The sequence below is a fragment of the Rhodococcus sp. O3 genome (genome assembly GCF_048897285.1).
Lineage (GTDB): Bacteria > Actinomycetota > Actinomycetes > Mycobacteriales > Mycobacteriaceae > Rhodococcus.
Window position 1 is genome coordinate 12559 of sequence record NZ_JBMBTE010000025.1, and the last position, 24817, is coordinate 37375.

At 68.8% G+C, this 24817-nt stretch carries 24 protein-coding genes; 15 read left to right on the forward strand and 9 right to left on the reverse strand.

What is annotated here, in order from left to right:
- Complete coding sequence (locus ACN675_RS10035; RefSeq protein WP_420750720.1) at positions 1-4545, reverse strand: ATP-dependent helicase; 4545 nt, start codon at positions 4543-4545, stop codon at positions 1-3.
- 159 nt (positions 4546-4704) lie between these two features.
- On the opposite strand from ACN675_RS10035, the gene ACN675_RS10040 reads away from it, so the two are divergent.
- Positions 4705-5169, forward strand: a complete 465-nt coding sequence (locus ACN675_RS10040; protein ID WP_420750721.1) for a DUF4383 domain-containing protein — start codon at positions 4705-4707, stop codon at positions 5167-5169.
- A gap of 28 nt (positions 5170-5197) precedes the next feature.
- Here the strand turns inward: ACN675_RS10040 and ACN675_RS10045 are convergent, their stop codons facing one another.
- Positions 5198-5815, reverse strand: coding sequence for a TetR/AcrR family transcriptional regulator (locus tag ACN675_RS10045; RefSeq protein WP_420750722.1), 618 nt, complete (start codon positions 5813-5815; stop codon positions 5198-5200).
- A gap of 102 nt (positions 5816-5917) precedes the next feature.
- Between ACN675_RS10045 and ACN675_RS10050 the strand changes: the two genes are divergently transcribed.
- A complete protein-coding gene (locus ACN675_RS10050; RefSeq protein ID WP_420750723.1) occupies positions 5918-6625 on the forward strand; it encodes an SGNH/GDSL hydrolase family protein in 708 nt (235 codons plus the stop codon).
- Here the strand turns inward: ACN675_RS10050 and ACN675_RS10055 are convergent.
- The 4 genes from ACN675_RS10055 to ACN675_RS10070 form a co-directional block, all read right to left on the reverse strand.
- Positions 6609-7274, reverse strand: coding sequence for a hypothetical protein (locus tag ACN675_RS10055; RefSeq protein ID WP_420750724.1), 666 nt, complete (start codon positions 7272-7274; stop codon positions 6609-6611). The two genes, ACN675_RS10050 and ACN675_RS10055, sit on opposite strands and share 17 nt — an antisense overlap.
- A 141-nt stretch (positions 7275-7415) precedes the next feature.
- Positions 7416-7979, reverse strand: a complete 564-nt coding sequence (locus ACN675_RS10060; protein WP_420750725.1) for a hypothetical protein — start codon at positions 7977-7979, stop codon at positions 7416-7418.
- A 44-nt stretch (positions 7980-8023) separates the two neighbouring features.
- On the reverse strand, positions 8024-9436 hold the full coding sequence (locus ACN675_RS10065; protein WP_420750726.1) for an FAD-binding oxidoreductase: 1413 nt from the start codon (positions 9434-9436) through the stop codon (positions 8024-8026).
- Positions 9433-10977 carry an AMP-binding protein gene (locus ACN675_RS10070; protein WP_420750727.1) on the reverse strand — a complete coding sequence of 515 codons (1545 nt, stop codon included), beginning with the start codon at positions 10975-10977 and terminating at the stop codon, positions 9433-9435. The genes ACN675_RS10065 and ACN675_RS10070 overlap by 4 nt, the downstream gene beginning before the upstream one ends.
- Before the next feature lie 136 nt (positions 10978-11113).
- On the opposite strand from ACN675_RS10070, the gene ACN675_RS10075 reads away from it, so the two are divergent.
- From ACN675_RS10075 to ACN675_RS10110, 8 genes are all read left to right on the forward strand, one after another.
- Positions 11114-12052: a hypothetical protein gene (locus ACN675_RS10075; protein WP_420750728.1), complete on the forward strand. Its 939-nt coding sequence runs from the start codon at positions 11114-11116 to the stop codon at positions 12050-12052.
- Between the two features lie 20 nt (positions 12053-12072).
- Complete coding sequence (locus ACN675_RS10080; protein ID WP_420750729.1) at positions 12073-12435, forward strand: hypothetical protein; 363 nt, start codon at positions 12073-12075, stop codon at positions 12433-12435.
- Positions 12432-12875, forward strand: a complete 444-nt coding sequence (locus ACN675_RS10085) for a pyridoxamine 5'-phosphate oxidase family protein (RefSeq protein ID WP_420750730.1) — start codon at positions 12432-12434, stop codon at positions 12873-12875. The genes ACN675_RS10080 and ACN675_RS10085 overlap by 4 nt, the downstream gene beginning before the upstream one ends.
- Positions 12876-12954: 79 nt before the next feature.
- The gene (locus ACN675_RS10090) at positions 12955-13470 is read left to right on the forward strand and encodes a DUF1360 domain-containing protein (protein ID WP_420750731.1); all 516 of its coding nucleotides are present in this window, start codon (positions 12955-12957) and stop codon (positions 13468-13470) included.
- A 52-nt stretch (positions 13471-13522) separates the two neighbouring features.
- The gene (locus ACN675_RS10095) at positions 13523-13672 is read left to right on the forward strand and encodes a hypothetical protein (RefSeq protein ID WP_420750732.1); all 150 of its coding nucleotides are present in this window, start codon (positions 13523-13525) and stop codon (positions 13670-13672) included.
- A 56-nt stretch (positions 13673-13728) separates the two neighbouring features.
- Positions 13729-14877: a zinc-dependent alcohol dehydrogenase gene (locus tag ACN675_RS10100; protein WP_420750733.1), complete on the forward strand. Its 1149-nt coding sequence runs from the start codon at positions 13729-13731 to the stop codon at positions 14875-14877.
- Between the two features lie 12 nt (positions 14878-14889).
- A complete protein-coding gene (locus ACN675_RS10105) occupies positions 14890-15501 on the forward strand; it encodes a hypothetical protein (RefSeq protein WP_420750734.1) in 612 nt (203 codons plus the stop codon).
- Positions 15498-15884, forward strand: a complete 387-nt coding sequence (locus ACN675_RS10110; protein ID WP_420750735.1) for a hypothetical protein — start codon at positions 15498-15500, stop codon at positions 15882-15884. The genes ACN675_RS10105 and ACN675_RS10110 overlap by 4 nt, the downstream gene beginning before the upstream one ends.
- 4 nt (positions 15885-15888) lie before the next feature.
- Here ACN675_RS10110 and ACN675_RS10115 read toward each other — a convergent pair whose 3' ends face one another.
- Positions 15889-17439: an aldehyde dehydrogenase family protein gene (locus ACN675_RS10115; RefSeq protein WP_420750736.1), complete on the reverse strand. Its 1551-nt coding sequence runs from the start codon at positions 17437-17439 to the stop codon at positions 15889-15891.
- Positions 17440-17475: 36 nt separating this feature from the next.
- On the opposite strand from ACN675_RS10115, the gene ACN675_RS10120 reads away from it, so the two are divergent.
- Together ACN675_RS10120 and lat are read left to right on the forward strand one after the other, a co-directional pair.
- Positions 17476-17925, forward strand: a complete 450-nt coding sequence (locus ACN675_RS10120) for an Lrp/AsnC family transcriptional regulator (RefSeq protein ID WP_420750737.1) — start codon at positions 17476-17478, stop codon at positions 17923-17925.
- A 69-nt stretch (positions 17926-17994) separates the two neighbouring features.
- On the forward strand, positions 17995-19329 hold the full coding sequence (gene lat, locus ACN675_RS10125) for an L-lysine 6-transaminase (protein ID WP_420750738.1): 1335 nt from the start codon (positions 17995-17997) through the stop codon (positions 19327-19329).
- 16 nt (positions 19330-19345) lie between these two features.
- Here lat and ACN675_RS10130 read toward each other — a convergent pair whose 3' ends face one another.
- Both ACN675_RS10130 and ACN675_RS10135 read right to left on the reverse strand, forming a co-directional pair.
- Positions 19346-20872, reverse strand: a complete 1527-nt coding sequence (locus ACN675_RS10130; RefSeq protein WP_420750759.1) for a protein kinase domain-containing protein — start codon at positions 20870-20872, stop codon at positions 19346-19348.
- Between the two features lie 154 nt (positions 20873-21026).
- Complete coding sequence (locus ACN675_RS10135; RefSeq protein WP_420750739.1) at positions 21027-22859, reverse strand: ATP-binding protein; 1833 nt, start codon at positions 22857-22859, stop codon at positions 21027-21029.
- A 224-nt stretch (positions 22860-23083) separates the two neighbouring features.
- Here ACN675_RS10135 and ACN675_RS10140 point away from each other — a divergent pair, with 224 nt between their 5' ends.
- The 3 genes from ACN675_RS10140 to ACN675_RS10150 all read left to right on the forward strand — a co-directional run bounded on the left by ACN675_RS10140 (position 23084) and on the right by ACN675_RS10150 (position 24767).
- Positions 23084-23380, forward strand: a complete 297-nt coding sequence (locus ACN675_RS10140) for a hypothetical protein (protein ID WP_420750740.1) — start codon at positions 23084-23086, stop codon at positions 23378-23380.
- 93 nt (positions 23381-23473) lie between these two features.
- Positions 23474-23848, forward strand: coding sequence for a pyridoxamine 5'-phosphate oxidase family protein (locus ACN675_RS10145; RefSeq protein WP_420750741.1), 375 nt, complete (start codon positions 23474-23476; stop codon positions 23846-23848).
- A 55-nt stretch (positions 23849-23903) separates the two neighbouring features.
- The gene (locus tag ACN675_RS10150) at positions 23904-24767 is read left to right on the forward strand and encodes a tyrosine-protein phosphatase (RefSeq protein ID WP_420750742.1); all 864 of its coding nucleotides are present in this window, start codon (positions 23904-23906) and stop codon (positions 24765-24767) included.
- Positions 24768-24817: the final 50 nt, after the last annotated feature.

Genomic DNA, 24817 nt, shown 5'->3' on the forward strand with positions numbered 1-24817 from the left:
TCAGGCCCGCAACCGGTAGCCGCGCGGTGTCGCCGAGAACCCCGCCTCGGACAGCAGCGCCGCGAAGTCGTGCCCGTGGATCGAACGCCCGTCGACCTTCTCCACCACGATCTTGTCGACGCTGCCCCGCTTGACGGTGGTCGCGAGCGACGCACACGCCACGCGCAGCGCGCCGGGATCGTCGTCGAACGTCAGGAGGGTGCGGCCGCCGCGCTCGACGAACAGCACCAGCCTCCCGTCGACCAGCACCACCAGACCGCCGGCCTTGCGGCCCGGACGGTGCCGAGTCGTGTCGTCGGCGCGCGGCGCCGGCCACGGCAGCGCCGCGCCGTACGGGTTGGCGGGGTCGCACGCCGCGAGCGTCACCGCCGGGGTCTCGGCGTGGCGACCCTCGAGGGATTCACCGTAGGAACGCAGCCGATCCACGACCTCGGGCGTCGAGAACTGGGCGCCGCCGAGCGAATCGACGAAATAGCCGCGGCGGCAACGGCCCGATTCCTCGAAACGGGCGAGCACCTTGTACATCAGGGCGAATCCCCCGGGCACGGACTCGCCGGCCACGACCCCGCGCGTCACCACCCCGTACCGTTCGAGAAGTAGTTCGGCGGTCGCGTGGGCGCGCACCGTCGACTGCGGTTCGGGTTCGGGTAGCAGCGACCATCGCCCACCCACCGTCGGTGGTCCGGTCCGCGACGGCAGCGCCGGACGACCCCGGTACATGCGCGAACGCGGCGCGCGGCGGGGTGCGCGGTGCGCCGGGGTGGCGCGGGACGTGTCGCCGATCAGGGCGCGCAGAGGCGCGAGGGTGTCGCCGCCGATGTGCCCCGCCCACACCAGATCCCACAGCGCCGCCGCGGCTGCCGTGTCGCCGACCTCGAGGCCCTGTGCGGCCAGCGCGTCGGCGAGCTGACGGAAGAAGAACCCGCCGCCGCCGGCCAGCGCGTCGAGGATCGCCCGGTGGGTGTCGTTCAACTCGATGTCGGTGGGTGGCGCCAGGGTGGTCGGTGCCGCATCGGCCGGGTGCAGACACACCCAGCCGTCCTTGCCCGAGATCGAGCCGGCGCCCGACCACAGCACCTCTCCGGTCGCGGTGAGCTCGTCCAGCATCGCGGGGGAGTAGTCCCGCACCCGGGGCGCGAGCACGAGCGGTTCCAGGGCACTGGCCGGGACCGGGAACCCGGCGAGCTGGTCGACGACGGCCGCGACCCCGTCGATGCCGCGCAGCCCGCCGCCGATGTTGTGCCACGCGGGCAGGAATCGGCCGAGGGTCGCGGTGCTGACCGGTTCCACCTCCTGGCGTGCGGCCGCGAGGGAACGGCGACGCAATCGCCGCAGCACCTCGGTGTCGCACCATTCCGATCCGGTCGCGCCGGGCCGGAATTCGCCTGTCGTGACGCGTTTCTCGTCGGCGAGGCGACGCAGGATGTCCTGGACCACGGCGGCGCCGAGGCCGAACCGCGCCGCAGCCTCGGCAGTGGTGAACGGTCCGTGGGTGCGGGCGTACCGCCCGACGAGGTCGCCGAGCGGGTCGGCGACCGGTTCGACGAACGCCGTGGGCACGCCGATCGGCAACGGCACACCGAGGGCGTCGCGCAACCGGGATGCATCCTCGATCGCGACCCACCACACGTGACCGGCGAACGACACCTCCAGCACCCGGTTCCGGGCGGCCAGATCGGCGATCCATTCCGTCGGGTCGGCGGTGCTGCGCTCCCGCAGTTCGGCGAGGGTCAGCGGCCCGAGCAGACGCAGCAGATCCGCGATGCCCTCGGCGTCGCGGGCGCGCCGGTCCGGAACCAGCCGTTGCAGTTCGTGTTCGGCCGCGACGATGACGTCGGCGTCGAGCAGTTCCCGCAATTCGACGCGCCCGAGCAGTTCGGCGAGCAGCGACGAGTCCAGCGACAGGGCGGCCGCGCGGCGTTCGGCGAGGGGACTGTCCCCCTCGTAGAGGAACGCGCCGACGTAGTCGAACAGCAGCGAACTCGCGAACGGGGACGCGGTCGCGGTCTCGACGTCCACCAGGCGGATCTGCCGTCGGGCGATGCGTCCCAACAGGTCCCGCAGGGCGGGCAGGTCGTAGACGTCCTGCAGGCATTCGCGGACCGTCTCGAGCAGGATCGGGAACGTCGGGTAGCGGCGTGCCACGTCCAGCAACTGGGCCGAGCGTTGCCGCTGCTGCCACAGCGGTGCGCGTTTGCCGGGGTTGCGGCGTGGCAACAGCAGGGCGCGGGCCGCGCACTCCCGGAACCGGGACGCGAACAGGGCCGACCCGCCGACCTGTTCGGTGACCAGATCCTCGATCTCGTCGCGGTCGAAGACGAAGATCTCCGCGCCGGGCGGATCGTCCTCGGTGTCGGGCAGTCGCACGATGATGCCGTCGTCGGAGGCCGTCGGATTCGATTCGACACCGAACCGCTCCTGCAGGCGAGCGCCCACGGCCAGGGCCCAGGGTGCGTGCACCCGCAGTCCGAACGGCGAGTGCAACACGAGCCGCCAGTCGCCGAGTTCGTCGCGGAACCGTTCGACCACGAGGGTGCGGTCGGTCGGCAGCTGCCCGGTCGCGGTGCGCTGTTCGTCGAGCAGCCGGATCAGGTTCCCGGTGGCGTTGTCGTCGAGTCCGCTCTCCTTGCAGCGGGTTTCGGCGTCCTCCCGGGTGGCGTGTCCGAGTTCGCGGACGAACTCGCCGAGGGCTGCGCCGAGCTCGGCGGGCCGGCCCTGGCCGTCGCCGTGCCAGAACGGCAACCGGCCGGGTCGGCCGTAGGCGGGGGAGACCAGCACGCGGTCGAAGGTGATCTCCTCGATCCGCCAGCTGGTCGCGCCGAGCGCGAAGACGTCGCCGACCCGCGACTCGTACACCATTTCCTCGTCGAGTTCGCCTACCCGCGTGGCCTTTTCGCCGACCATGTAGACCGTGAACAGGCCGCGGTCGGGAATCGTCCCGCCGGAGGTGACCGCGAGACGCTGCGCTCCCGGACGTCCCGTGAGGGTGCCTTCGGTGCGGTCCCACACCAGACGCGGTCGCAGTTCGGCGAATTCGTCCGAGGGGTATCGCCCGGCCAGCAGATCCAGAGTGGACTCGTACGCCGAACGGGGGAGTGTGGCGAACGATCCGGTGCGGCGCACGGTCTCGAACCAGTCGTCGACGTCGAGTGGTTCGAGCGCCGCCGCGGCCACGGTCTGCTGGGCCAGCACGTCCAGCGGGTTCGCCGGTACCTGCAGGGCCTCGATGCGGCCCGCGACCATTCGTTCGACGGTGACCGCGCAGTGGATCAGGTCGGTGCGGTGCTTGGGGAACAGCACACCGCGGGAGACCTCGCCGACCTGGTGGCCGGCGCGCCCGACGCGTTGCAGTCCGCTGGCCACCGACGGAGGGGCCTCGACCTGGATCACGAGATCCACGGTGCCCATGTCGATGCCGAGTTCGAGGCTCGACGTCGCGACGACGCACGCGAGCCGGCCCGATTTGAGATCGTCCTCGATCAGTGCACGCTGATCCTTGCTCACCGAGCCGTGGTGGGCGCGGGCCAGCAGCGGTTCGGCACCGTAGCTCACCTCGGTCGGCGCCCCGATCTGCGCGGGCGGTCGTGGTTCCCGGTCCACGGTGGTGCCGGTGCGTTCGGCGTGAATCTCGTTGAGCCGTGCCGTCAGTCGCTCGGCCAGACGCCTCGAGTTCGCGAACACGATCGTCGACCGGTGGGCGGTGATGAGGTCGACGAGTTGTTCCTCGACGTGCGGCCAGATCGAGCCGGCCTGCGGGGTGGCCGGGAAGGGATCCTCGCCCGGGATCTCGCTCTCCGGCGCCTCGACGCCGAGTTCGGTCATGTCCTCGACCGGCACCCGGACCGTGAGATCCCAGGTCTTGGTCGCGGGTGGTGCCACGATGCGGATCGGGGCCTGCCCGGTCAGGAACCGCCCGACCTCCTCGTGGGGGCGCACCGTCGCGGACAGGCCGATCCGTTGCGCCGGGCGTGGGAGCAGCAGGTCGAGCCGTTCGAGGGAGACCGCGAGGTGCGCGCCGCGTTTGGTTCCGGCGACCGCGTGCACCTCGTCGACGATCACCGTCTCCACACCGGCGAGCGTGCTGCGGGCCGCCGAGGTGAGCATGAGGAACAGCGATTCGGGGGTGGTGATGAGGATGTCCGGCGGCTTCTGGACGAGCTTGCGCCGGTCGGCGGGGGTGGTGTCGCCCGAGCGCACCCCGACGGTGATCTCGGGTGGTTCGAGCCCGAGGCGCTTCGCTGTCTGGGTGATCCCCACCAGGGGAGAGCGCAGGTTCCGTTCGATGTCGACGGCCAGTGCCTTCAGCGGCGAGACGTACAGAACCCGCGTCGTGCGGGTGTCGCGGGGTTCGGCTGCCAGCCGGTCGAGCGACCACAGGAACGCCGAGAGGGTCTTGCCGGAGCCGGTCGGTGCGACGACCAGGGTGTGCAGCCCCGACGAGATCGCCTCCCACGCCCCGAGCTGGGCGGGAGTGGGGGCCGCGAACGCGCCCGCGAACCATTCGCGGGTGGGCGCGGAGAAGCGGTCGAGGACGGCGTCGGTCACTCGTCCATGGTGCACCCGGGGTCCGACATCCGGTCGCAGCCCGCCAGGTTTGCCCGGCTGTTCCCACGGGTAGGCCACGGACGTCCCTGCCAGCGATCCTCCTGGCCCGAAGGCACGAGGGTTCTGCCGGCCGGCAGAACTCGAAAGAAGGGAACCGTCATGGCCGAGCACACAACCCGCAACAGGACGCGAACACCTGTCCAGGCCGCCGCCCTGGTGATAGGGGCACTGTTCCTCCTCGTCGGGATTCTCGGGTTCATCCCCGGCATCACGACGAACTACGACACCATGACCTTCGCCGGTCATCACTCCGAGGCGATGTTGCTCGGCGTGTTCAACGTGTCGATCCTCCACAACATCGTGCACCTGCTCTTCGGTGTCGCCGGGCTCGCGATGGCGCGCACTGTCCCTGCTTCCAGGGCTTTCCTCGTCGGCGGCGGCGTGATCTACGCGGTGCTGTGGATCTACGGACTGATCGTCGACGCGGACAGCGCCGCGAACTTCGTTCCGCTCAACACGGCCGACAACTGGCTGCATTTCGGTCTGGCGGTCATCATGATCGCGGCCGGTGCGCTGCTGGAGCCGCGTAACGATCGCGCGCTGCGCGGCGAGCGCGCGCGGTAACGCACGCGGATCCTTCCCGGACGCCGGTTCAGTCCGGATCGGCGTCCAGGATTCGCGCGACGATCGAGCGAGCGGTCTCGGCGGCACGCGGATCGTCCAGGCGCAGTGCGGTGTTGGTGGCTGCGAGGACGGCATCGATCTCGAACGCGACCTCGTCCGGGTCGCGATCCGGGACGGTACCGTCCTCGCGCGCGTGCCGGTATTCGCCGGCCAGCAGACTCAGCCAGTCGTGGCGGTCGCGGGCGAGTGCGTCGCGGACCGGTCCGGGGCGGCTGTCGAATTCGGCGAGTGTGGCGGCGCGGAAACATCCGCCCGGAAACGCCGGTTCGATCGCGTAGTCGAGCCACCGGTCGATCAGGGCGCGGAGTCGCGGAAGTCCCGCGGGTTCGCGCAGGGCGGGCCGGACGATCCGTTCGACGAATACCTCCCGGGCGGCGTCGACGGCGGCTACCTGCAGGTTCTCCTTGCTGCCGAACAGTGTCGCGACCCCGCTCTTGCTGAGGCCGAGGTCCGTGGCGAGCCGCCCGATGCTCACCCCGTTGAGGCCCTCGACCGATGCAACGTCCACCGCGTGCCGGGTGATCGTTGCGCGGGTGCGCGCACCCTTGAGCAGTCGCAGGTCGGACGTCGATGCGGATTCCGTCACGCGGATCATCCTCTCATGTCTTGCCTAAGTGGACGAACGGTCGTACTGTCATATGCACGAACGATCGTACTCTCTTCTTCAGTCGAGACCGGAGGCTCAGCCATGACGAACTCGATCTCTCGAACCGCCCCTGCGTCGCCCTGGACCGAGGCGACGGACCCGATGTGCCTGCCCGCGGTGACGCAGGCGGCACTCCTCGCCGATGCCCCGTGGACGCGGTACGCCGTGATGGGCGACTCGATCGCCGAAGGCATCGGCGATCCCAGCCCCGGGTACGCGACCTCACCGTGGGCCGATCGGGTCGCGGCCGCGCTGCGTGCGACCCACCCGGACCTGGCGTATCTCAACACCGGACGCATGGGCGCCACCAGCGGGCAGGTGGTCGCGGCCCAACTGTCACCCGTGCTGGACTTCGCACCGGACCTGATCCACATCACGTGCGGTTCCAACGACCTGTGGTCCGCCCGTCCGGACCTGAGGCGCACCGCCGACAATCTCGAGTCGCTGTTCGCGGCGGCTCACGACACCGGTGCCACAATCACCACGCTCACCCTGGCCGACGCGTTCGTCGGCGAGGACATGCTCGCACTCCGCGACGGTGTCATGGCGGTGAACGACCTGGTCCGCACGCTCGCCGCCCAGTACGACGCGGTGCTGCTGGATCTGTGGCAGCACCCGCTGCGACTGCGACCGGAACTGCTCAGTGCCGACCGGATCCACTTCACGATGACCGGGCACGCGGTGCTGGCCACCGAAATGGTCCGGGCACTGCACGCGAGGATGTCGCGGTCCGTCAACCTGCCGCGGTAGCGGACCGATCGCGGCGGGGCAGCGAGAGCAGCGCAGAGATCAGGAAGCACAGGGCGCCGACGAATGTCCCTGCGTTGGCCCAGAAGTCGCTCGCCTCGGCGCCGCTGGCGGTGATGAACGCACCGGCCGCGGAGATCCCGAACGCGATGCATCCGACCAGATTCACCCACACGGCCCAGCCGTCGCGACCGCGCGGCGCCCACGTCCGCGCAGCTTCCTGGTACACGCGGAGCGCCAGCGCACCGCTGATCAGGAACGCCACCGACCCCGCCGCATCGGGGCGCCACACGAAGTGCCGCTCCTCGGTGACGTCGTAGGCCTGCAGGGCGGCAGCGGTACTGACGTTGAACAGCACCGTCCCTACGCTCTGCACGGCAGCCGACAGCCATTCGGCCCGGAGCAGCGGTTCCCCGCCGGTCTCCGTCGTCATCGGTCCGCTGCGCAGAAGCTGGATCAGCCCGGCGGCGGTGAAGAACCACGCTCCGACGAAGAAGAAGGCGTTGGCGCGCGAGGTGCCGAGGAGGCCGGCGAGCACGGGTGCGGATCCGATTGCGAAACAGGCCGATCCGATGACGAAGCCCCAACACTGCTTCCGCAGCGTCGGCCGCACGTGGATGCCGGAATGCGCAGCGGGCGGAACGTTGTCCATGGCAACCTCCGGTCGGATGGAAACGACCCATCGAGTATCGCCGGTGCGCTCGTCCGTCGGCCTCGTCTCGGTGAGACCGGCCCGGGTTCCCGCCGAATCAGCGTTCCGCCGTCAGTGATTGCAGGGGGATCCGGGGGGAAGTCAGTCCGCCTGCGCGAACCTGGCGAGTTGCGCGCTGTGGTTGGACGCCTCGAGGCACTTGCCCTGACGCATCAACTCGGTGACCAGGTGCCGGGCGGCGGGCCGCCACGGCAGTGCGTCGAACTGCTCCCTGCTGTCCACCGTGTCCGTCCACCAGATGGTTGTCGTCGTCGGCTGCGTACGGAACCGCAGCTCGGGGTTGGCGGCTTCGAGACCGCCGACGCCGGTGCCGGCGTCGCGTTCGAACACGGTGGTGTCGACGGTGACGAACCCACCGAGCCGGCGCTGTCCGTCGGGCCTCGTCTCGACGTACACGCACGCGGTCTCGTACGCGCCCGCGTGCACGCTGCACAACCGTTGTGCGGTGTCCGCCTCGGAGGTGAAGGGCAGGCACACCACAGCCCAGTACTCGCGTTCACCCATCCTCGGGTTGGGCACCGACGACTGCACGTAATCGTGCAGCCACTCGGTGACCGTCCCGAACTCCGGGTACGTCTCCAGTTCCCGATACCGGGTGTCGCGCAGCGGAAGGGCGGCTGCGTCGTATCGCGTCTGTCCGGTCACTCGTCGGGCTCCTCTTGCACGACGACACGGTACTCGATCACAGGTCAGAACAGAACGCCCGGATTGAGGATCGCGTTCGGGTCCAACGCCTCCTTGACCCGCCGCGTCAGATCCATGACGTCCGGGCCGACCTGGTCGGGAAGCCACGCCTTCTTCAACCGGCCGACCCCGTGTTCGCCGGTGATGGTCCCGCCGAGGCCGATCGCCAGATCCATGATCTGGCCGAACGCGACGTGCGCCCGGGCCGTCATGTCCTCGTCGGCAGGGTCGAAGACGATGAGCGGGTGGGTGTTCCCGTCCCCGGCATGGGCTATCACCGCGACCGTGACCGCATTCCGCTCGGCGATCTCCGCGATACCCCCGACCAGCGCGGGGAGCGCCGGCAACGGAACCCCGACATCCTCGAGCAGAAGACTGCCGGTGCGCTCGACAGCGGGGATGGCCATCCGCCGTGCCGCCGCGAACGCTTCGCCCTCTTCCGGATCGTCGGTGTCGAACACCTCGTCCGCGCCGGCGTCGCGGCACGCCTGCACCATCATCGCGATCTCCTGGGCCGCAGCGGCACCCGGCGCATCGGACCGCGCGATGAGCATGGCCTCGGTCGCGCGATCGAGCCCCATGTGCAGGGCGTCCTCGACGGCATTGATGGATGCGCGGTCCATGAACTCCAGCATCGCCGGGCGCAGCTTCCCGGTGATCGCCAGCACCGCGTCCGCGGCGGCCTGCACCGACGAGAACGTCGCGACCATCGTCGACGCCGGTGGCTGCGGCGGCAGCAACCGCAAGGTCACTTCGGTGATGATCCCGAGCGTGCCCTCACTCCCGACGAACAGTTTCGTCAGGGAGAGTCCCGCGACGTCCTTCAGGCGCGGGCCGCCGAGCCGCACGACGGTGCCGTCGGCGAGCACGACCTCGAGGCCGAGCACGTAGTCGGTGGTGACTCCGTACTTCACACAACACAATCCGCCCGCATTGGTGGCGGCGTTGCCACCGATCGTGCAGATCTCGAACGACGACGGGTCCGGTGGGTACCACAAGCCGTGCTCCGCGGCGGCTCGCTTGACCTCCGCGTTGAGCAGTCCCGGCTGGACGATCGCGGTGCGGGTCACCGGGTCGACCGTGATCTCACGCATCTTCTCGGTGCTCAGCACGATCCCGGCGGCGAGGCCGCCGGCGCCGCCGGACAGGCTCGTGCCTGCCCCGCGTGGCACCACCGGAACCCGATGGGTGTTCGCCCATTTCAGGGTTGCCGACACGTCCGCGGTCGTACGCGCCCGTACCACCGCGAGCGGCACGGACGCGTCCGGATCCATCGCCCGGTCCTGCCGGTAGCCGGCGAGGATGTCGGGGTCGGTGACCACTGCCCCGTCGGGCAGCAGCCGGGCCAGCGCGTCCAGGTCGGCTGTGTGCTCGATGTCGCTTCCGCTCATGGTGTCCTGGGCACCGCCTGCGCTCATGGTGTCGGGGTCAGGTAGCGGGCCCGCAGCTTGTGCTTGACGAGCTTGCCGGTGGGGGTGCGCGGCAAATCGTCGGAGAAGTCGATGCTGCGCGGCGCCTTGAACCGGGAGACCCGTTCCCGCACGTAGTCGAGCAGTTCCTGCTCGAGCTCGGGACTCGGCTCGATACCGTCGACGAGCTGAACGACCGCCTTGACCTCCTCACCCATCTCCTCGTTCGGCACACCGATCACCGCGACGTCGAACACCTTCGGATGCAGGGTGAGCACGTTCTCCGATTCCTGCGGGTAGATGTTGACGCCGCCGGAGATGATCGTGAACGCGGCGCGGTCGGTCAGATACAGGAACCGTTCCTCGTCGAGATAACCGATGTCGCCGCTCGTCGTCCACGTCGGATGCGCGGGGTGCGTTGCCTCCTCGGTCTTCTGAGGATCGTTGTGGTACTCGAACGGGCGCTCGTCGCGCTCCCACCACACGGTGCCGATCGAGCCGATCGGCAGTTCCTCACCCTTGTCGTCGCAGATGCGCACGAATCCCATGACCCCGTCGCGACCCACCGAACCGGGGTGGGCGAGAGCCTGAGCGGAGTCGATGAACGTGGCGCCGGAACCCTCCGTGGAGGCGTAATACTCGTTGATGACCGGGCCCCACCACTCGATCATCGCGCGCTTGATCTCCGGCGGGCACGGGGCCGCAGCGTGGATCGCGACCTTCATGCTGGACACATCGTACTTCGCGCGAATCTCCTCCGGGAGTTTCAGCATTCGCACGAACATCGTCGGCACCCACTGGCTCGCGGTCACCCGGTACCGCTCGATCAGGGCGAGTGCCTCCTCCGCGTCGAACCGGTCCATGAGGACGACGGTGCCGCCGACCGACTGGATCGTCCCGCAGAAGCGCAGCGGCGCAGCGTGATACAGCGGTGCCGGGCACAGGTAGACCGTCTCGGCGTCGAATCCGTACATCGGCGCGAACACGGCCGTGTAGGGATCGGGGATGTCCTGCACCTGCCCGTCGGGCAGCTTCGGCTTGATGCCCTTGGGGCGGCCGGTCGTGCCGGACGAGTACAGCATGTCCTGGCCGCGGGGCTGATCGGCGAGGGGAGTGGTGTCGAACCGGGCGATGGCCTCCGCGTAGTCGTCGAAACCGGGAAGGTCGCCGCCGAACACGACGCGATGGGTCACGGCCGGGTACGCGTCCGGTGCGAGGTCGACGGCCTCGGCGGCGTCCGCGGACACGACGAGCACCTTCGCGCCGCAGTCGTTCACCACGTAGGCGGCTTCGGCAGCGGTCAGATGCCAGTTCACGACGGTGATGTACAGGCCGGACCGCAGGGCCGCCCAGTACACCTCCATCACGCGCAGGTCGTTGTTCGAGATCAGCGCGATGTGGTCGCCCGGTTCGAGACCGAGGTCGCGGAGGTACTTCGCGAATCGCAGCGAATTCTCGTCGAGTTGCCGGTAGGTCAGCGACTCTCCGGTCGTGGGCCGGACGATGGCCGGCTTGTCAGGGGTGACGGACACGAAATTCCCGGGGTACATGCCCACGGTCTTACCACACCGTGTGGCGTACGCCACACAGAAGTGGGATCGCGCAGTGCGGCCCGGTAGCCCACCCGACGGGACCGTCCGGGCGTAGGCTCGCCGACACACGGCAGGCAGGAGCGGAAGGAACGAGATGGCGCTCAGTGTCGATCAGGACAGGCTGTACTTCGAATTCCCCGAGGTCCACGCCGATGCCGAACTCTCCGTCTCCTTCCATCGCACGGTGCGGGTCCCGGACGACGGCACCACCTATCCGCTGCCGCCGAGCCTGGGCCGATTCCCGTTGCGTGTCGTCGACGACGTGCTCGTGCTGCCGATGTGGCAGTCGGAGGCGTGCTGGATCAAGTTCGACGGCCGTTACCCCTTCCTCGTCAAGGTCGGCGTCGGCGATGTCGACGCGGTAACCGGCGGAAAGTGGTCCGAGGAACCGGATTTCGAGCGGGAGAACTACTTCGAGGTGCCGGAACAACCGTGGCTCGACGGCTTCCAGGTGGCCACGGGAAAGGTCCGGCAGTTCGTGGCAGCACCGCTCGGAGCCGGATACACGGTCGAGGAACAGCTCGCCGCCGGGGTCGTGATCGGGGGAGTGCGGATCGTCGCGTACCCGATCCGAGGACCGATCTGGGAGGAGCGCAAGAAGTTCGACGCGCAGCGGCCGATGCGGGCGTTCGGGGCGCCCGAGCCGTCGTCGTCGATGGGGTTCGGGGCCGGAGGGGCGATCGAACAGGGTGTCGCGACGCCCGTCGAGGAACACGACGCGTGGGACCTCGACCACCACTCGGCCGTTCGGATCGAGCTGGTCAACAGCGACCGCTGGGAAGCGCTCACCGGCGAGCAGCCCCCGACCGAACCCGTGACCGCAGAGGAATACACCAAGCGCGGATACCCGTGGTTCTCGCTCTACGAGGAAACCCCGGCCCGTCAGGGCTCCGACGAGTTGGCCGGGATCGAAACCGTCTCCGAGGTGCGTGCCCGGCGCGGTGAATCCCCGCTGCCCGGAAACGAGCACGTCGAGCCGCCCGAGCCGATCCGGATCCGGCGTGAGCGCCGAACCCGCGACCGCCGCGGATAGACCCGCTACCCTCGTACACCATGGGCGTCACCCAGAGAGTCGACCCCGAACCGCTCGTCGCGGAATTGCTGTCCCGCGGTCGCGCAGCCGTCGCATTCGACCACGACGGCCACGTCGACGCGCTGCCCGCACGGGTCGTTTCCGAAGACGAGAAGCTGAGGGTGGGACTCCACCCGGAATCTCTCCCGGCGGATGCCGCGTTCGACAGGGTTGCGCTGATCCTCGACGACGGATCGTTCTGGTTCGAGCTGCGCGCGGTGAACCTGCGCGGCCGGATGGTGCGGGCCACCGACGTCACGACCGACGGCCTCGCCTGGTTCGATTTCGAGCAGCGCCGCGCCACCGGATGGGACTACGCCATGCTGCACGAGGAGCCGTCGTGACCCCGGACGATCCGATCGCCGCCACATTCTTCGAGCATTCGCTCGTCGCGCGCGTCGCGACCCGGTCGCCGAAGGGGCGGCCGGCCATGACACCGCTGTGGTTCCTGTACGACCGAGGCCGGTTGTTCCTGGCCACCGGACGGGACACCGTCGCGGCCCGCAACGCCGCGGCGAACCCCGATGTCGTCGTGCTGCTCGACGCGGAGGGGAAGGGCCGCTCGGACCACGTCCTGCGGGTCCGCGGCCGCGCGAAGGTGCACCCCGGGGCCCCGTCGCTGCGTGCGCTGGCGTTGCTCGGCCGGAAGTACTACCTCGGCGGCTGGCGTTCGGAGCTCGGGCACTTCCGGCTGTGGCGGATGCGGACGCGCTACTACGGCCAGGCGGAGGGCGCGGTGATCGAGATCGAACCGCTGAGCGCGGAGCTGCTGCCCCGGCCCTGACGTGAACTCGTGGGCGCCGGATGATTGATTTCGGCGGGGGCGGGTACCTCGATGCGACCGACTTGTGAAGGAAGCATCGATGACTCTCGCGACCGAACCCGAATGGAAGCTCGACAGCCGCGGCGACGAACCGGAAGACGAACGGAACCTCGGCGGGCACCTGGTGGTCCTGGCCCTCTATAGCATTCTCGTTGTAGGCATCGCTGCGTTGTCGGTGGTGACCGGCAGACAGCTGCCCCGGAGAATGAGCACCCGTGATCTGCTCCTCGCCGCGGTTGCGGTCCACAAGCTGTCGCGCACGATCACCAAGGACGAGGTGACCAATCCGCTTCGCGCACCGTTCACCGAGTACGACGGCGACGGCGGGCCCGCAGAGGTGATGGAGTCACCGAAGTACCGGAACGGAGCCCGGCGCAGCCTGGGTGAACTGTTGACCTGCCCGTTCTGCTTCGACGTCTGGGCGGTTGCCGTTCTCACCGTGGGGCGGGTGTTCGCGCCGCGACCGACCGCACTCTGCGTGGACGCCCTCGCGGTACTGACGGGAGCGGATTTCCTTCATCTCGCGTACGCGAAGGCACAGCAGGTCGCGGGCTGAGGCGCGAAGGCACAGTCGGGCGTTCACCGTCGTGAAAGGAGTTCCGGGACAGATGACTACGACCGATGTGCAAGACCTCGGCCCGGCCGAGGCGGAGGGACCGGAGCCGGCGCGGCCGCGGACGACGGGAGCAGGCTTCAGCACGGCCGAGATCAAGGCTCGCATCGAAGCCATGTTCGCCGACCACCCCGAGGTTCCGTAGGAGGATTCCGGCGCAGAGCCGGGAGGCGGATCGAAAATCCAGAGCCGGGAGGCGAATTGAAAGCGATGGTGTACCGCGGACCGTACAAGGTCCGGGTGGAGGAAAAGGATGTTCCGCGCATCGAGCACCGGAACGATGCGATCGTGCGGGTGGTGCGCGCCGCGATCTGCGGATCGGATCTGCATCTTTATCACGGGATGATGCCCGACACCAGAGTGGGCATGACGTTCGGCCACGAATTCGTCGGTGTGGTGCACGAAGTCGGGCCGTCGGTCCGCAACGTGCAACCCGGGGACCGGGTGATGGTGCCGTTCAATATCTATTGCGGCTCGTGCTATTTCTGTGCCCGCGGTCTGTATTCGAACTGCCACAACGTCAATCCCAACGCCACGGCGGTCGGGGGAATCTACGGATACTCGCACACCTGTGGCGGATACGACGGCGGCCAGGCAGAGTTCGTGCGCGTGCCGTTCGCGGACGTCGGGCCGCAGAAGATCCCGGACTGGATGGACGACGAGGACGCGCTCATGTGCACCGACGCGCTCGCGACCGGATACTTCGGGGCGCAGCTCGGTGACATCGTCGAGGGCGACACCGTGGTGGTCTTCGGCGCCGGGCCGGTGGGTCTGTACGCCGCGAAGAGTTCGTGGTTCATGGGCGCCGGGCGGGTGATCGTGATCGACCACCTCGAATATCGGCTCGAGAAGGCGCGTACCTTCGCCCACGCCGAGACCTACAACTTCGCCGAGTACGACGACATCGTCGTGCAGATGAAGAAGGCCACCGATCATCTCGGGGCCGACGTGGTCATCGACGCGGTCGGTGCGGAAGCCGACGGCAACCTGCTGCAGCACGTGACCTCGACCAAGTTCAAGCTGCAGGGCGGATCGCCGATCGCGCTCAACTGGGCCATCGACTCGGTCCGCAAAGGCGGAACGGTCTCGGTGATGGGTGCCTACGGGCCGATGTTCAGCGCCGTGAAGTTCGGGGATGCGATGAACAAGGGGCTGACGCTGCGGATGAACCAGTGTCCGGTCAAACGCCAGTGGCCGCGCCTGTTCGAGCACATCCGGAGTGGCGTGATCAAGCCGAACGACATTGTCACGCACCGCATCCCGCTGGAACATATCGCCGACGGCTACCACATCTTCTCCGCGAAACTCGACGACTGCATCAAGCCGGTCATCGTGCCGGACGCTGCGTGAAAGGACTGCGAGATGACGAAGCCGCCGACACCCGCCGCGTACACCGCGAGCCCGCACGCGCGTCCGGACTCGGACGATCTGCGCGCACGGATACCGGGATGGGGCGTCGACCTCGATCCGAAGAACCGTCCGGCGGTGCCGAAGGAGCGTTTCGACCCGGAAGCCACGGGAGCGCACTGGGACTTCCCGGACCGGCAGGAAGAGAAGTGGCCCCGTGAACGTTCGGTCGAACATGCCCTGCTGACTCCGGTATTCGGCACCTCCTGCCCACCGAAGGGGTTGTCGGGGATCGTCCGAAAGTACGCCTACCGCCGATTCAGCGAAGGACGCGCTGCGCACTGGCTGCTCCTGCTCGGCGCCGACCGGATCGACGCCGTCGAATCCCACCTGAGGTCGTTCGCGTCCACACGCCCGGACAATCCGTTCACCGAGACCGGCATCAGAAGCGAGTTCACGCCCGGTGGGGCCCGCTCGCGCCTCGGACGACGACGCGTCGACACGGCCCATCAGTGGATGGATCCGATTCTCGTGGGCGGACCCTGGATTCTCGGCATCGGTGCCGCGGCGGCCGTGGCCGCGCGGGGTGCGCTGATGCGGACCCGGAGGAGTAGTCGGTCGTCATGAACACCACCGTTGCCGAAGCCGACCGTCTCGGCGTCGGGCTCGCGCGCGTCCACGGATGGTGCAACGTTCTCGGCGGGCTGTGGCCGCTCGTGCACAGACGCAGTTTCGAAGCGATCTTCGGTCCGAAGCAGGACCGGTGGCTGATGTACACGGTGGCAGGTCTGCTCGTGGGCAACGGATCGGTGCAACTGCGGTCCGAGGGCACGCCCGAGGGAACACGCGCGGCGCGGCGGGTCGGGGTGGCCACCGCCGCCACCCTGCTCACCGTCGACCTGGTCTATGTTCCCGCCGGGCGGATCCCGAAGACCTATCTTCTGGACGCGGCCATGGAAGGCGCGCTGCTCGCCGCCTGGGGGTGGCACGCGCGGACGCGGGGAGTGTAGACCGTCAACCGAACTCGACGCCCTGCGCGAGAGGCAGCTCGTCGGAGTAGTTGATCGTGTTGGTGGCGCGGCGCATGTACGCCTTCCACGAGTCCGATCCGGACTCGCGGCCGCCGCCGGTCTCCTTCTCGCCGCCGAAGGCGCCGCCGATCTCGGCGCCCGACGTGCCGATGTTGACATTCGCGATGCCGCAATCGGATGCGGCCAGGAAGCGTTCGGCCTCACGGGAATCGGTGGTGAAGATCGACGACGCCAAGCCCTGCGGCACCGCGTTGTGCAGGGCGATCGCCTCGTCGAACTCGTCGTAGGTCAGCACGTACAGGATCGGCGCGAAGGTCTCCTCCCGAACCACTTCCGTCTGCGCGGGCATGCGGACGAGCGCGGGGGAGACGTAGAACGACTCGCCCGGACCCTCGCCGTGTCCGACATCGATACGTTCGCCGCCGGTGACGCGCACGCCGCCGTCGAGCTCGGCGCGTTCGAGTGCCTTGCACATCGCCTCGTACGCGCGACCGGAGATCAAGGGACCCACCAGGACTCCGTCGTCGAACGGGTTGCCGATCCGCAGACCCGAGTAGGCGGTCGCGATGCGGCGGACCAGTTCGTCCGCCACCGACCGGTGCACGATGAGCCGGCGCAGTGTCGTGCATCGTTGTCCGGCGGTGCCGGCTGCGGCGAACACGACGGCCCGTACCGTCAGGTCCAGATCGGCCGACGGCGCGACGATCGCGCCGTTGTTCCCGCCGAGTTCGAGCAGCGCCCGGCCGAAGCGCGCCGCGACCCTGGGGCCGACGATGCGGCCCATCCGTACCGACCCCGTCGCGCTGACCAGCGCGACCCGGGGGTCGTCGACGAGCGCCTCGCCGACGGTCGCGTCCCCGAGCAGCACGTGGTGCAGCGCTTCCGGGGCCCCCGTGTCGCTCGCGGCGCGGCGCAGGAGCGCGTCGCAGGCCAGCGCCGTCAACGGGGTCGTCTCCGACGGCTTCCACACCACCGGATCGCCGCACACCAGGGCGATCGCTGTGTTCCACGACCACACGGCGACCGGGAAGTTGAACGCGGAGATGACGCCGACGACACCGAGGGGATGCCAGGTCTCCATGAGCCGGTGCCCGGGGCGCTCCGACGGCATGGTGCGACCGTAGAGCTGACGCGACAGTCCGACCGCGAAGTCGCAGACGTCGATCATCTCCTGCACCTCGCCGAGTGCCTCGGAGGTGATCTTCCCCGCCTCGAGGGTGACCAGCTCCGCCAGATCGGCCTTGTGCTCGGTGAGTAGCTCCGAGAGCCGCCGCACGAGCCGCCCCCGCTGCGGCGCCGGCACCGCGCGCCAGACGGTGAAGGCCTCGGCGGCGGCGGAGATCGCGATGTCGAGGTCGGCGGCGGTGTGCGGGTGGAGGCGTGCGAGCTCGGAACCGTCGATCGGGGTGGTCACGACGAGGGAGCCGTCGCGCGCCGGAGTCGGTGCTCCGCATCGCTGCAGGGCCTGTGCGGCGCGGGTGGCGAGATCTGCGCTCGGATGGGGTGGGGCCGGATGCCCTGAGGGCGCATTCATGGGTGCGGTCCTTCCGTGCTCGGATAACCTGCGCTCGTGCCGGAATCCTCGAGAGAAAACCTGGACGAGATCGATCGGCTGTTGTTGCGTGAGCTCGTCGCCGACGGCCGGGCCACGCTGTCGGCGCTGGCGGACAAGGCCGGCCTGTCGGTGTCGGCGGTGCAGTCGCGAGTGCGAAGGCTCGAGGCACGGGAGGTGATCCGCGGGTACACGGCGTCGGTCGATCCCGAGGCGCTCGGGCTGATGCTGTCGGCGTTCGTGGCGATCACCCCTCTCGATCCCTCGCAGCCGGACGACGCGCCCGCCCGGCTGCGACACATCGACGCCATCCAATCCTGTCACTCGGTGGCCGGCGACGAGAGCTACATCCTGCTCGTGCGGGTCGGTTCGCCGCGGGAACTCGAGCATCTGCTGCAGCAGATCCGCGCGACCGCGAACGTCGCGACCCGCAGCACCGTCATACTCCAAACATTTTACGATCGTTAGCCCTTGCGTAAGCATATTCTCCGGTTTCAAGCCCGCGCCGCAGTAAAGGATTTGGCGTAGCCTCGGGGCATGAGCACTGCATTCCGAAACCCGGGTGGTGCCGAAGAACTGCCGCCGAACCGGGTACACGACACACTGGGCCGCCACATCCTGGCCGACGGGTTCGATCTCGTCCTCGATCTCGACAAGTCCTCGGGGCTGCGCCTGGTCGACCAGCGCGATGGCACCACCTACCTCGACATGTTCGGATTCTTCGCGTCCTCCGCGCTCGGCATGAATCATCCCGACCTCGTCGGCGACCCCGACTTCGTGGACGAACTGGCCGCGGTGGCAGTGAACAAGCCCAGCAACTCCGACATCTACACGGTGCCGATGGCCCGGTTCGTCGACACCTTCGCCCGGATCCTCGGCGACCCGGCCCTGCCGCACATGTTCTTCGTCGACGGCGGTGCGGTCGCCGTCGAGAACGCACTCAAGGCGGCGTTCGACCGGGCCAGCAGGCTCAACGAAGCCCACGGCCGCGACCCGAACCTCGGCAGCAAGGTGTTGCACCTGACCGAGGCCTTCCACGGCCGGACCGGATACACGATGTCGCTGACCAACACCGATCCCGTCAAGACCGACCGCTATCCCAAGTTCGATTGGCCGCGCATCGACGCGCCCTATCTGCGGGACGGTCGCGACGTCGCGGAAGCCGAATCCCGGGCGCTCGAGCAGGCCCGGCGTGCGTTCGTCGAGAACCCGCACGACATCGCGTGCTTCATCGCCGAACCGATCCAGGGCGAGGGCGGCGACCACCATTTCCGCCCCGAATTCTTCCGTGCCATGGCGGATCTGTGTCACGAGAACGATGCGCTGGTGATCTTCGACGAGGTGCAGACCGGGGTCGGCATGACCGGCACCATGTGGGCCTACCAGCAGATGGACGTCGTCCCGGACATCGTGGTGTTCGGCAAGAAGACGCAGGTGTGCGGCATCATGGCCGGTCGCCGGCTCGACGACGTCGCCGACAACGTCTTCACCGTGAGTTCCCGCCTGAACTCCACGTGGGGTGGCAACCTCACGGACATGGTGCGGGCCCGCCGCGTCTTCGAAGTGATCGAACGGGACCGGCTCGTCGATCGGGCCCGGCTCACCGGCGCGCACCTGCTGTCGGCACTGCGGCAACTCGCCGACCGGCATCCTGAGGTCACCGAAGTGCGCGGACGCGGGCTGATGTGCGCCGTCGATCTGCCCTCCCCGGCCGAACGCGACGCCGTCCTGTCCCGGCTGTTCACCGACGAACACGTCCTCATGATCGGAACCGGTTCGCGCGGAATCCGTTTCCGGCCGCCGTTGATCGTCACGACCGCCGAGCTCGACGAAGCGGTCGGAGCGCTGGACCGAGTGCTCTCCCGCGGCTGAACACGCTGCCTCCCCGTCATGAGGAGTTCGCCTCGAGATGCTCGAGGACCGCGAGCACCCGGCGGTGGGCCTCCGGCTCCGGATGCAGGCCGAGCTTGAGGAAGATCGACCGGATGTGGGCCTCCACGGTCCGTTCCCCGAGGAACAGCGTGGCGCCGATGGCGCGGTTCGAGCGCCCCTCGGCCATGAGCGCGAGCACCTCCCGTTCCCGGGTCGACAGGTCGTCGATGGGCCGCCTGCCGGGGTGCGGGCGAGACACCATCCGGCTCACCACACTCGGGTCGATCGCCGACCCGCCGTCGGCGACCCGATGCAGGGTGTCGATGAACTCGTCGATGTCGGCGACCCGGTCCTTGAGCAGATAGCCCAGCCCCCCGGCCCCGTTCGTCAACAGATCCATCACGTACTCGGATTCGACGTACTGCGACAACAACAGCACCGAGGTCTCGGGGAACTCGGAGCGGATCGTCCGGGCCGCCTCGATGCCCTCGACCGTGTGCGTCGGCGGCATCCGGATGTCGACGACCGCGATGTCGGGGCGGGCCTGCGCGACCAGCGCGAGCAGATCGGATGCATCGCCGGCTTCACCGACCACCTCGAGCCCCTCGTCGCCGAGCAGGCTGCGGATGCCTTCCCTCAGCAGCACCGAGTCGTCGGCGAGGACCACCCGCAGCGGACACGACCGGCGGTTTCGGGGCCCGGAACGCCGCAACTCCGCGCGATCGGATTCGTGCCAGATCCGGGTTCGTGCGCCGTTGCTGCTGTCGGTCTCTATCGCCGCTCGCACCGCGTCGGCGAACGCGCGGCACGACGGGTACCGATCGGCCCGATCCTTCGCGAGTACCCGCGCGACGACCGCGTCCAGTGCCACCGGGACATCCGGACGAGCCTCGCTCGGACGCGGGATCGGGCTCCGAGCGTGACCGTGCCACAGCTGCGGCAATGTCTCACCGGGGTACGGGGGCCGGCCGGTGAGCAGGTGGTAGAAAGTGCACCCCAGCGAATACTGGTCTGCCCGGTGGTCGAGGACGACCGCGGTGTCGAACTGCTCCGGCGCGGCGTTCTGCAGGCTCGCCGCGAACATTCCCGTGCGCGTCAGACGCCCCGTCTCGTCGAGCGCCTTCGCGATACCGAAGTCGGTGAGCAGCACCCGCTCCGGCTCGTCCTCGGCGATCGGGTCGGCGATGAGGATGTTCGCCGGCTTCACATCGCGATGCAGCACACCCGTCCGATGCGCGAAATCGAGAGCCTTCGCCGTTTCGGAGATGATGTGCACGGCCCGCTCCACCGGGACCGGTCCGGCCGCGATCAGGTCCGCGGCCGTGACGCCGGGAACGTACTGCATTGTGATCCACAAGCGCCCGTGCTCGCGCCCGCGATCGTAGATCTGCACGATGTTGGGGTGTTCGAGCCGCGTGACGTGCGCTGCCTCCCGCTCGAACCGCGACGCGACGTATTCGTCCGACGTCAGTCCCGGATGCAGCACCTTCAACGCGACCTTGCGCGGCAGATGCGGATGCACAGCGAGATATACGCGGCCCATACCACCGATGCCGAGCAGACGCTCGATCGTGTATCCCGCGAAGACCGTGCCCGGACCGAGTTCATCCTGTTCGTCCACTGCCCGCACTCCCTGAGGAGGACCCAGAATCCATTGAACGCCATCCGGTCCGGCAGCGGAACCGGCATGCGTCCGGTCAGGCGGTAAGGACGGTGCCGAGCGGCAGAGTCACCGTGACGGTCGTACCCCGGTCCGGTGGGCTGTACAGCACCAGATATCCGCCGAGCGCGGCCGCCCGGTCGGCCAACCCGTCGAGTCCGCTGCCCGGGGTCGGTTCCGCTCCGCCGCAACCGTCGTCACGGACCGTCAGAGTCATCTGGTCGTCGTTCCGGTCCAGCTCGATGTCGACCACCGACGCACCCGAGTGTTTCGCCGCATTCGTGACCGCCTCGGCGGTGATCAGATACACGGCCAACTCGATCGCGGCCGGCAGCCGCGTACCGATCCGATCCACGATGCGGACGGGGAGCGGAGCCCGCTCGGCGAGCGATTTCAGCGCCACCACCAGCCCACGCTCGGTCAGTACCGGCGGATACACGCCGCGGGCCAACTCCCGCAGCTCGGCCAAGGCATTGTCGAGCTCGGCGACCCCGTCACCGAGCAGCTTGCGCAGATCCATCTCGTCGTCGGCGCGCTGCGCGCGGCGCAGCAGCAACGACGCCGCAACCAGGCGCTGCTGCGCGCCGTCGTGCAGGTCGCGTTCGAGACGCTTGCGTTGCATGTCGCCTGCCGTCACGATCCTCTCCCGCGACCGGCGCACCTCCTCGAGCTGTTCGCGCAGCGAATCCCGAAGACGCTCGTGATCCAACGCGACGATCGCGGCGCTTCGCACAGCCGCGAGCAGCTCCGGCTGAGCCTCCAAGGTCGCGTCGTAGACGAGCGCACCGACAGGCCGGCCCTCGCGCTCGACGATCGTTGCCGCCCGCGACCGGGAACGGCGCGGCAGCTCCCGTGGGGTTCCGTCCGCGTCCAGATAGCACCCGTCCTCGGGTGAATACGTCCACAGCACCAGGCTGGGATCACGCACCGCGCGCCGCAGCGCATCAACGAAGCCGACATCGAGTGGCACGTCGCCGATCTCGACCATCGCATCGCTGATCGCCGCCCGTGCCAGCCGGTAGCGCACCAACCCGATCGCGACGGCCAGCGGGAACAGCGCGGCGCCGGGATAGCGCAGATTCAGGATCCAGATGTAGGGGGACCCGGGCACCCGGATCGCGGTGGACAGGATCGCCACCGTCACGAGCCCGGCGATCGCGTAGGCGATCGCGAGCGGCGCGAACCCCGCTCGATAGGCCGGTGTTCCGCGCCGCCAGCGCACCGTCACAACGGCGACGACGACGGCGACCAGCACCAGCGCGCCGGCGCCGACTACGAGCTGGATCGGGTCCGCCAACCGGGGATCATGCCGGATCAGCAGCAGATTCGTGGACGTCGACGGGACCAGCGTGACGGTCGCTCGGGGATCGACGAACATCCACTCGGTCATCACGCCGGCGGTCGCGAGGAACCATGTCGCGCCGATGAACCATTTCTCCCAGCGATGGTGCAGCCGACCCGTGGGGAACCCGATCACCGCCTGCAGCAACAGCGGCAGATACAGGTTCGTCGCCACGACCCCGATCGTGAACAGAACCGGATTGCTGGAGCGACGCAGCCCGCCGAGCAGCCACAACAGGCCCGCCGCCAGGATCAGCGGACCCGTCAGGTCGTGCGGACGGAACTGCCACGCGACGGCGCCGGACACCACGAACGCCATGCCGGCACCCAGGAACAGGATCAGCTCGGTGGTACCGAACACCGGCAGGAACGGACCCTCCGCAGCAGCGAACGATTCGCGAGGTCCGAGGAGCAATGCCCGCGCCGGATCGTGCCGGGCTGCGGGGGACCAGTCCACCGACGCCACCACGGCCGCGGCGAGAACGGCGGCCAGGGCGATCAGGACCGGGATTGCTCGACGACGCACCATCGGATCTCCTCACCGAACCTTTTCAGTGTGCTCCCGGCCCGATCGCAGGCACCACCGTGCAGGCACGGAACCGGAATCCGTGCCGGCACTGGGCGGAAATGCCGGGTCAGCACGGATTCGGCGGGGCGCTGGTCGGCGGAAAGTTGTTGCCGTGGCCGGAAGCGCCGGACACGACACCGAGAAAGCCGGTTGCGAAAGCGCCGCAACAGTCTGAGGAGAAAGTCATGAACAAGATCGCATTGCACGCCGCCATCGCTACCGCGCTCATCGCCCCCGCAGTCGTACTCGGTGCGGGAGCCGCATCGGCGCAGCCGACGGTGACCAACGACGGCGACGGTATGGCTCCGATCGAAGCCAAGGTCGATCCGGGATTGGGGATCTGCGTGATGCAGCAGCCTGGATTCCAGGTGGTCCTGCCCGGTGGTGCCACCGTGAAGGGAACGACGGCCGGTGACCCCGTTCTCGGGACATGCATCGGTCTGCCGTATTTCATCGGCGAAGCCTCGGGAGATGTCCAATAGCTGGATGAGCCGAGCCGCGCCGCATCGCCTTCGGGTGGTGCGGCGCGACGCTGTGTCTTGACCGTGTGCCTGATCCCGCGCACGCTCGGTGCCGTGAGCATCAAAGTCGATCTCGCCGCGCTCGACGCGGCACTCGCGGACTTCGGATACGCCTATCTCCTGACCACCGGCGCCGACTTCAGACCGCACGCGGTCGCGGTGACGGCGGTGTGGAACGGCACCGATCTGACCGTCGGCGAACCCGGCCGGCGCACCACCGCGAACATCGGTGTGCACCCGGTCGTTTCCCTCGTGCACCCACCCGCCGAACCGGGCGGGTACTCGCTGATCGTCGACGGTGAAGCCGTCCTCGACGGCGATGCGCTGCGGGTCCGGCCGACGTCGGCTGTGCTGCACCGACCGGCGACGCCGGAGACCCCGCCGCAGAACCCGGGATGCACCGCCGATTGCCGTCCGCTCACCGGGTAACGGTGCCACCCGGGCTGTGCCGCAGTCCGTCGCCGCGCCGCGTAGTTTGTCGTACATGACAGAAACAGTGGGAGAAGGCGCGGGCGAGGACACGACGTTCGCGATACCGTCGCTCGCCAACCTGCGGGACATCGGCGGGTGTGCGAGCCGGTTCGGCGGCGTGGTCCGCACCGGAGTGGTGTTCCGCTCCACCGATCTGAGCCGACTCACCGACACAGACCGTGAGACGCTCGACGCCCTGCAGATCACCACTGTCTTCGACCTGCGGACCGCCGCCGAGATGGAACGGCGGCCCGACCGTCTGCCCGACGGCGCGGTCCACGTCGGACTCGACGTCTTCGCCGATCGCGAGGACGCCTCCATCGCGGCCGCACTGCCCGAACTCGTGGCGAACCCCGAGGTTGTCGCGAAGGAGTTGTCGGACGGTCGCGCCGAGAACTACCTGCTGGGCAGCTACCGGGACTTCGTCTCCATGCCCAGCGCGGCCGCGTCCTATCGACGTTTGGCGACCGGAATCGCGCACGGCGAGGTTCCGGCGCTCGTGCACTGCAGTGCGGGGAAGGACCGGACCGGATGGGCGGCCGCGTCGCTGCTGCTGTTCGCCGGTGCCGGCGAGGACGACGTGTTCGCCGACTATCTGCGCACCAACGATCTGCTGCTTCCCACGTTCGAGCCGCTGTTCACGAAGTTCCGCGAACTCGGCGGGGACCCGGACGTGCTGCGCCCACTCCTCGGTGTGCAGCGCAACTATCTCGAGGCGTCGCTCGACGAGGTAACCAACCGCTACGGGACGATCGAGCAGTACTTCGCGGAAGGACTGAGTCTCGACGACGACACTCTCCAGGCATTGCGGTCCCGGTTGGTCGACACGGAGCGGTTGGCCGACACGGAGCGTGCGGAGACCGTACGCGGCGAATGATGTAGGCGCAGTGCCTCATCTGGGCGCAGTGCGTCGTCGCACCCGATCCG

Bases quoted from the DNA above. Each gene is read 5' to 3' on its own strand.
- ACN675_RS10040 (WP_420750721.1), top strand. From the start codon at position 4,705: ATGGCCGAGCACACAACCCGCAACAGGACGCGAACACCTGTCCAGGCC.
- ACN675_RS10050 (WP_420750723.1), top strand. From the start codon at position 5,918: ATGACGAACTCGATCTCTCGAACCGCCCCTGCGTCGCCCTGGACCGAG.
- ACN675_RS10055 (WP_420750724.1), bottom strand. From the start codon at position 7,274: ATGGACAACGTTCCGCCCGCTGCGCATTCCGGCATCCACGTGCGGCCG.
- ACN675_RS10065 (WP_420750726.1), bottom strand. From the start codon at position 9,436: ATGAGCGCAGGCGGTGCCCAGGACACCATGAGCGGAAGCGACATCGAG.
- ACN675_RS10070 (WP_420750727.1), bottom strand. From the start codon at position 10,977: ATGTACCCCGGGAATTTCGTGTCCGTCACCCCTGACAAGCCGGCCATC.
- ACN675_RS10075 (WP_420750728.1), top strand. From the start codon at position 11,114: ATGGCGCTCAGTGTCGATCAGGACAGGCTGTACTTCGAATTCCCCGAG.
- ACN675_RS10080 (WP_420750729.1), top strand. From the start codon at position 12,073: ATGGGCGTCACCCAGAGAGTCGACCCCGAACCGCTCGTCGCGGAATTG.
- ACN675_RS10090 (WP_420750731.1), top strand. From the start codon at position 12,955: ATGACTCTCGCGACCGAACCCGAATGGAAGCTCGACAGCCGCGGCGAC.
- ACN675_RS10095 (WP_420750732.1), top strand. From the start codon at position 13,523: ATGACTACGACCGATGTGCAAGACCTCGGCCCGGCCGAGGCGGAGGGA.
- ACN675_RS10105 (WP_420750734.1), top strand. From the start codon at position 14,890: ATGACGAAGCCGCCGACACCCGCCGCGTACACCGCGAGCCCGCACGCG.
- ACN675_RS10110 (WP_420750735.1), top strand. From the start codon at position 15,498: ATGAACACCACCGTTGCCGAAGCCGACCGTCTCGGCGTCGGGCTCGCG.
- ACN675_RS10115 (WP_420750736.1), bottom strand. From the start codon at position 17,439: ATGAATGCGCCCTCAGGGCATCCGGCCCCACCCCATCCGAGCGCAGAT.
- lat (WP_420750738.1), top strand. From the start codon at position 17,995: ATGAGCACTGCATTCCGAAACCCGGGTGGTGCCGAAGAACTGCCGCCG.
- ACN675_RS10130 (WP_420750759.1), bottom strand. From the start codon at position 20,872: ATGGGCCGCGTATATCTCGCTGTGCATCCGCATCTGCCGCGCAAGGTC.
- ACN675_RS10135 (WP_420750739.1), bottom strand. From the start codon at position 22,859: ATGGTGCGTCGTCGAGCAATCCCGGTCCTGATCGCCCTGGCCGCCGTT.
- ACN675_RS10140 (WP_420750740.1), top strand. From the start codon at position 23,084: ATGAACAAGATCGCATTGCACGCCGCCATCGCTACCGCGCTCATCGCC.
- ACN675_RS10150 (WP_420750742.1), top strand. From the start codon at position 23,904: ATGACAGAAACAGTGGGAGAAGGCGCGGGCGAGGACACGACGTTCGCG.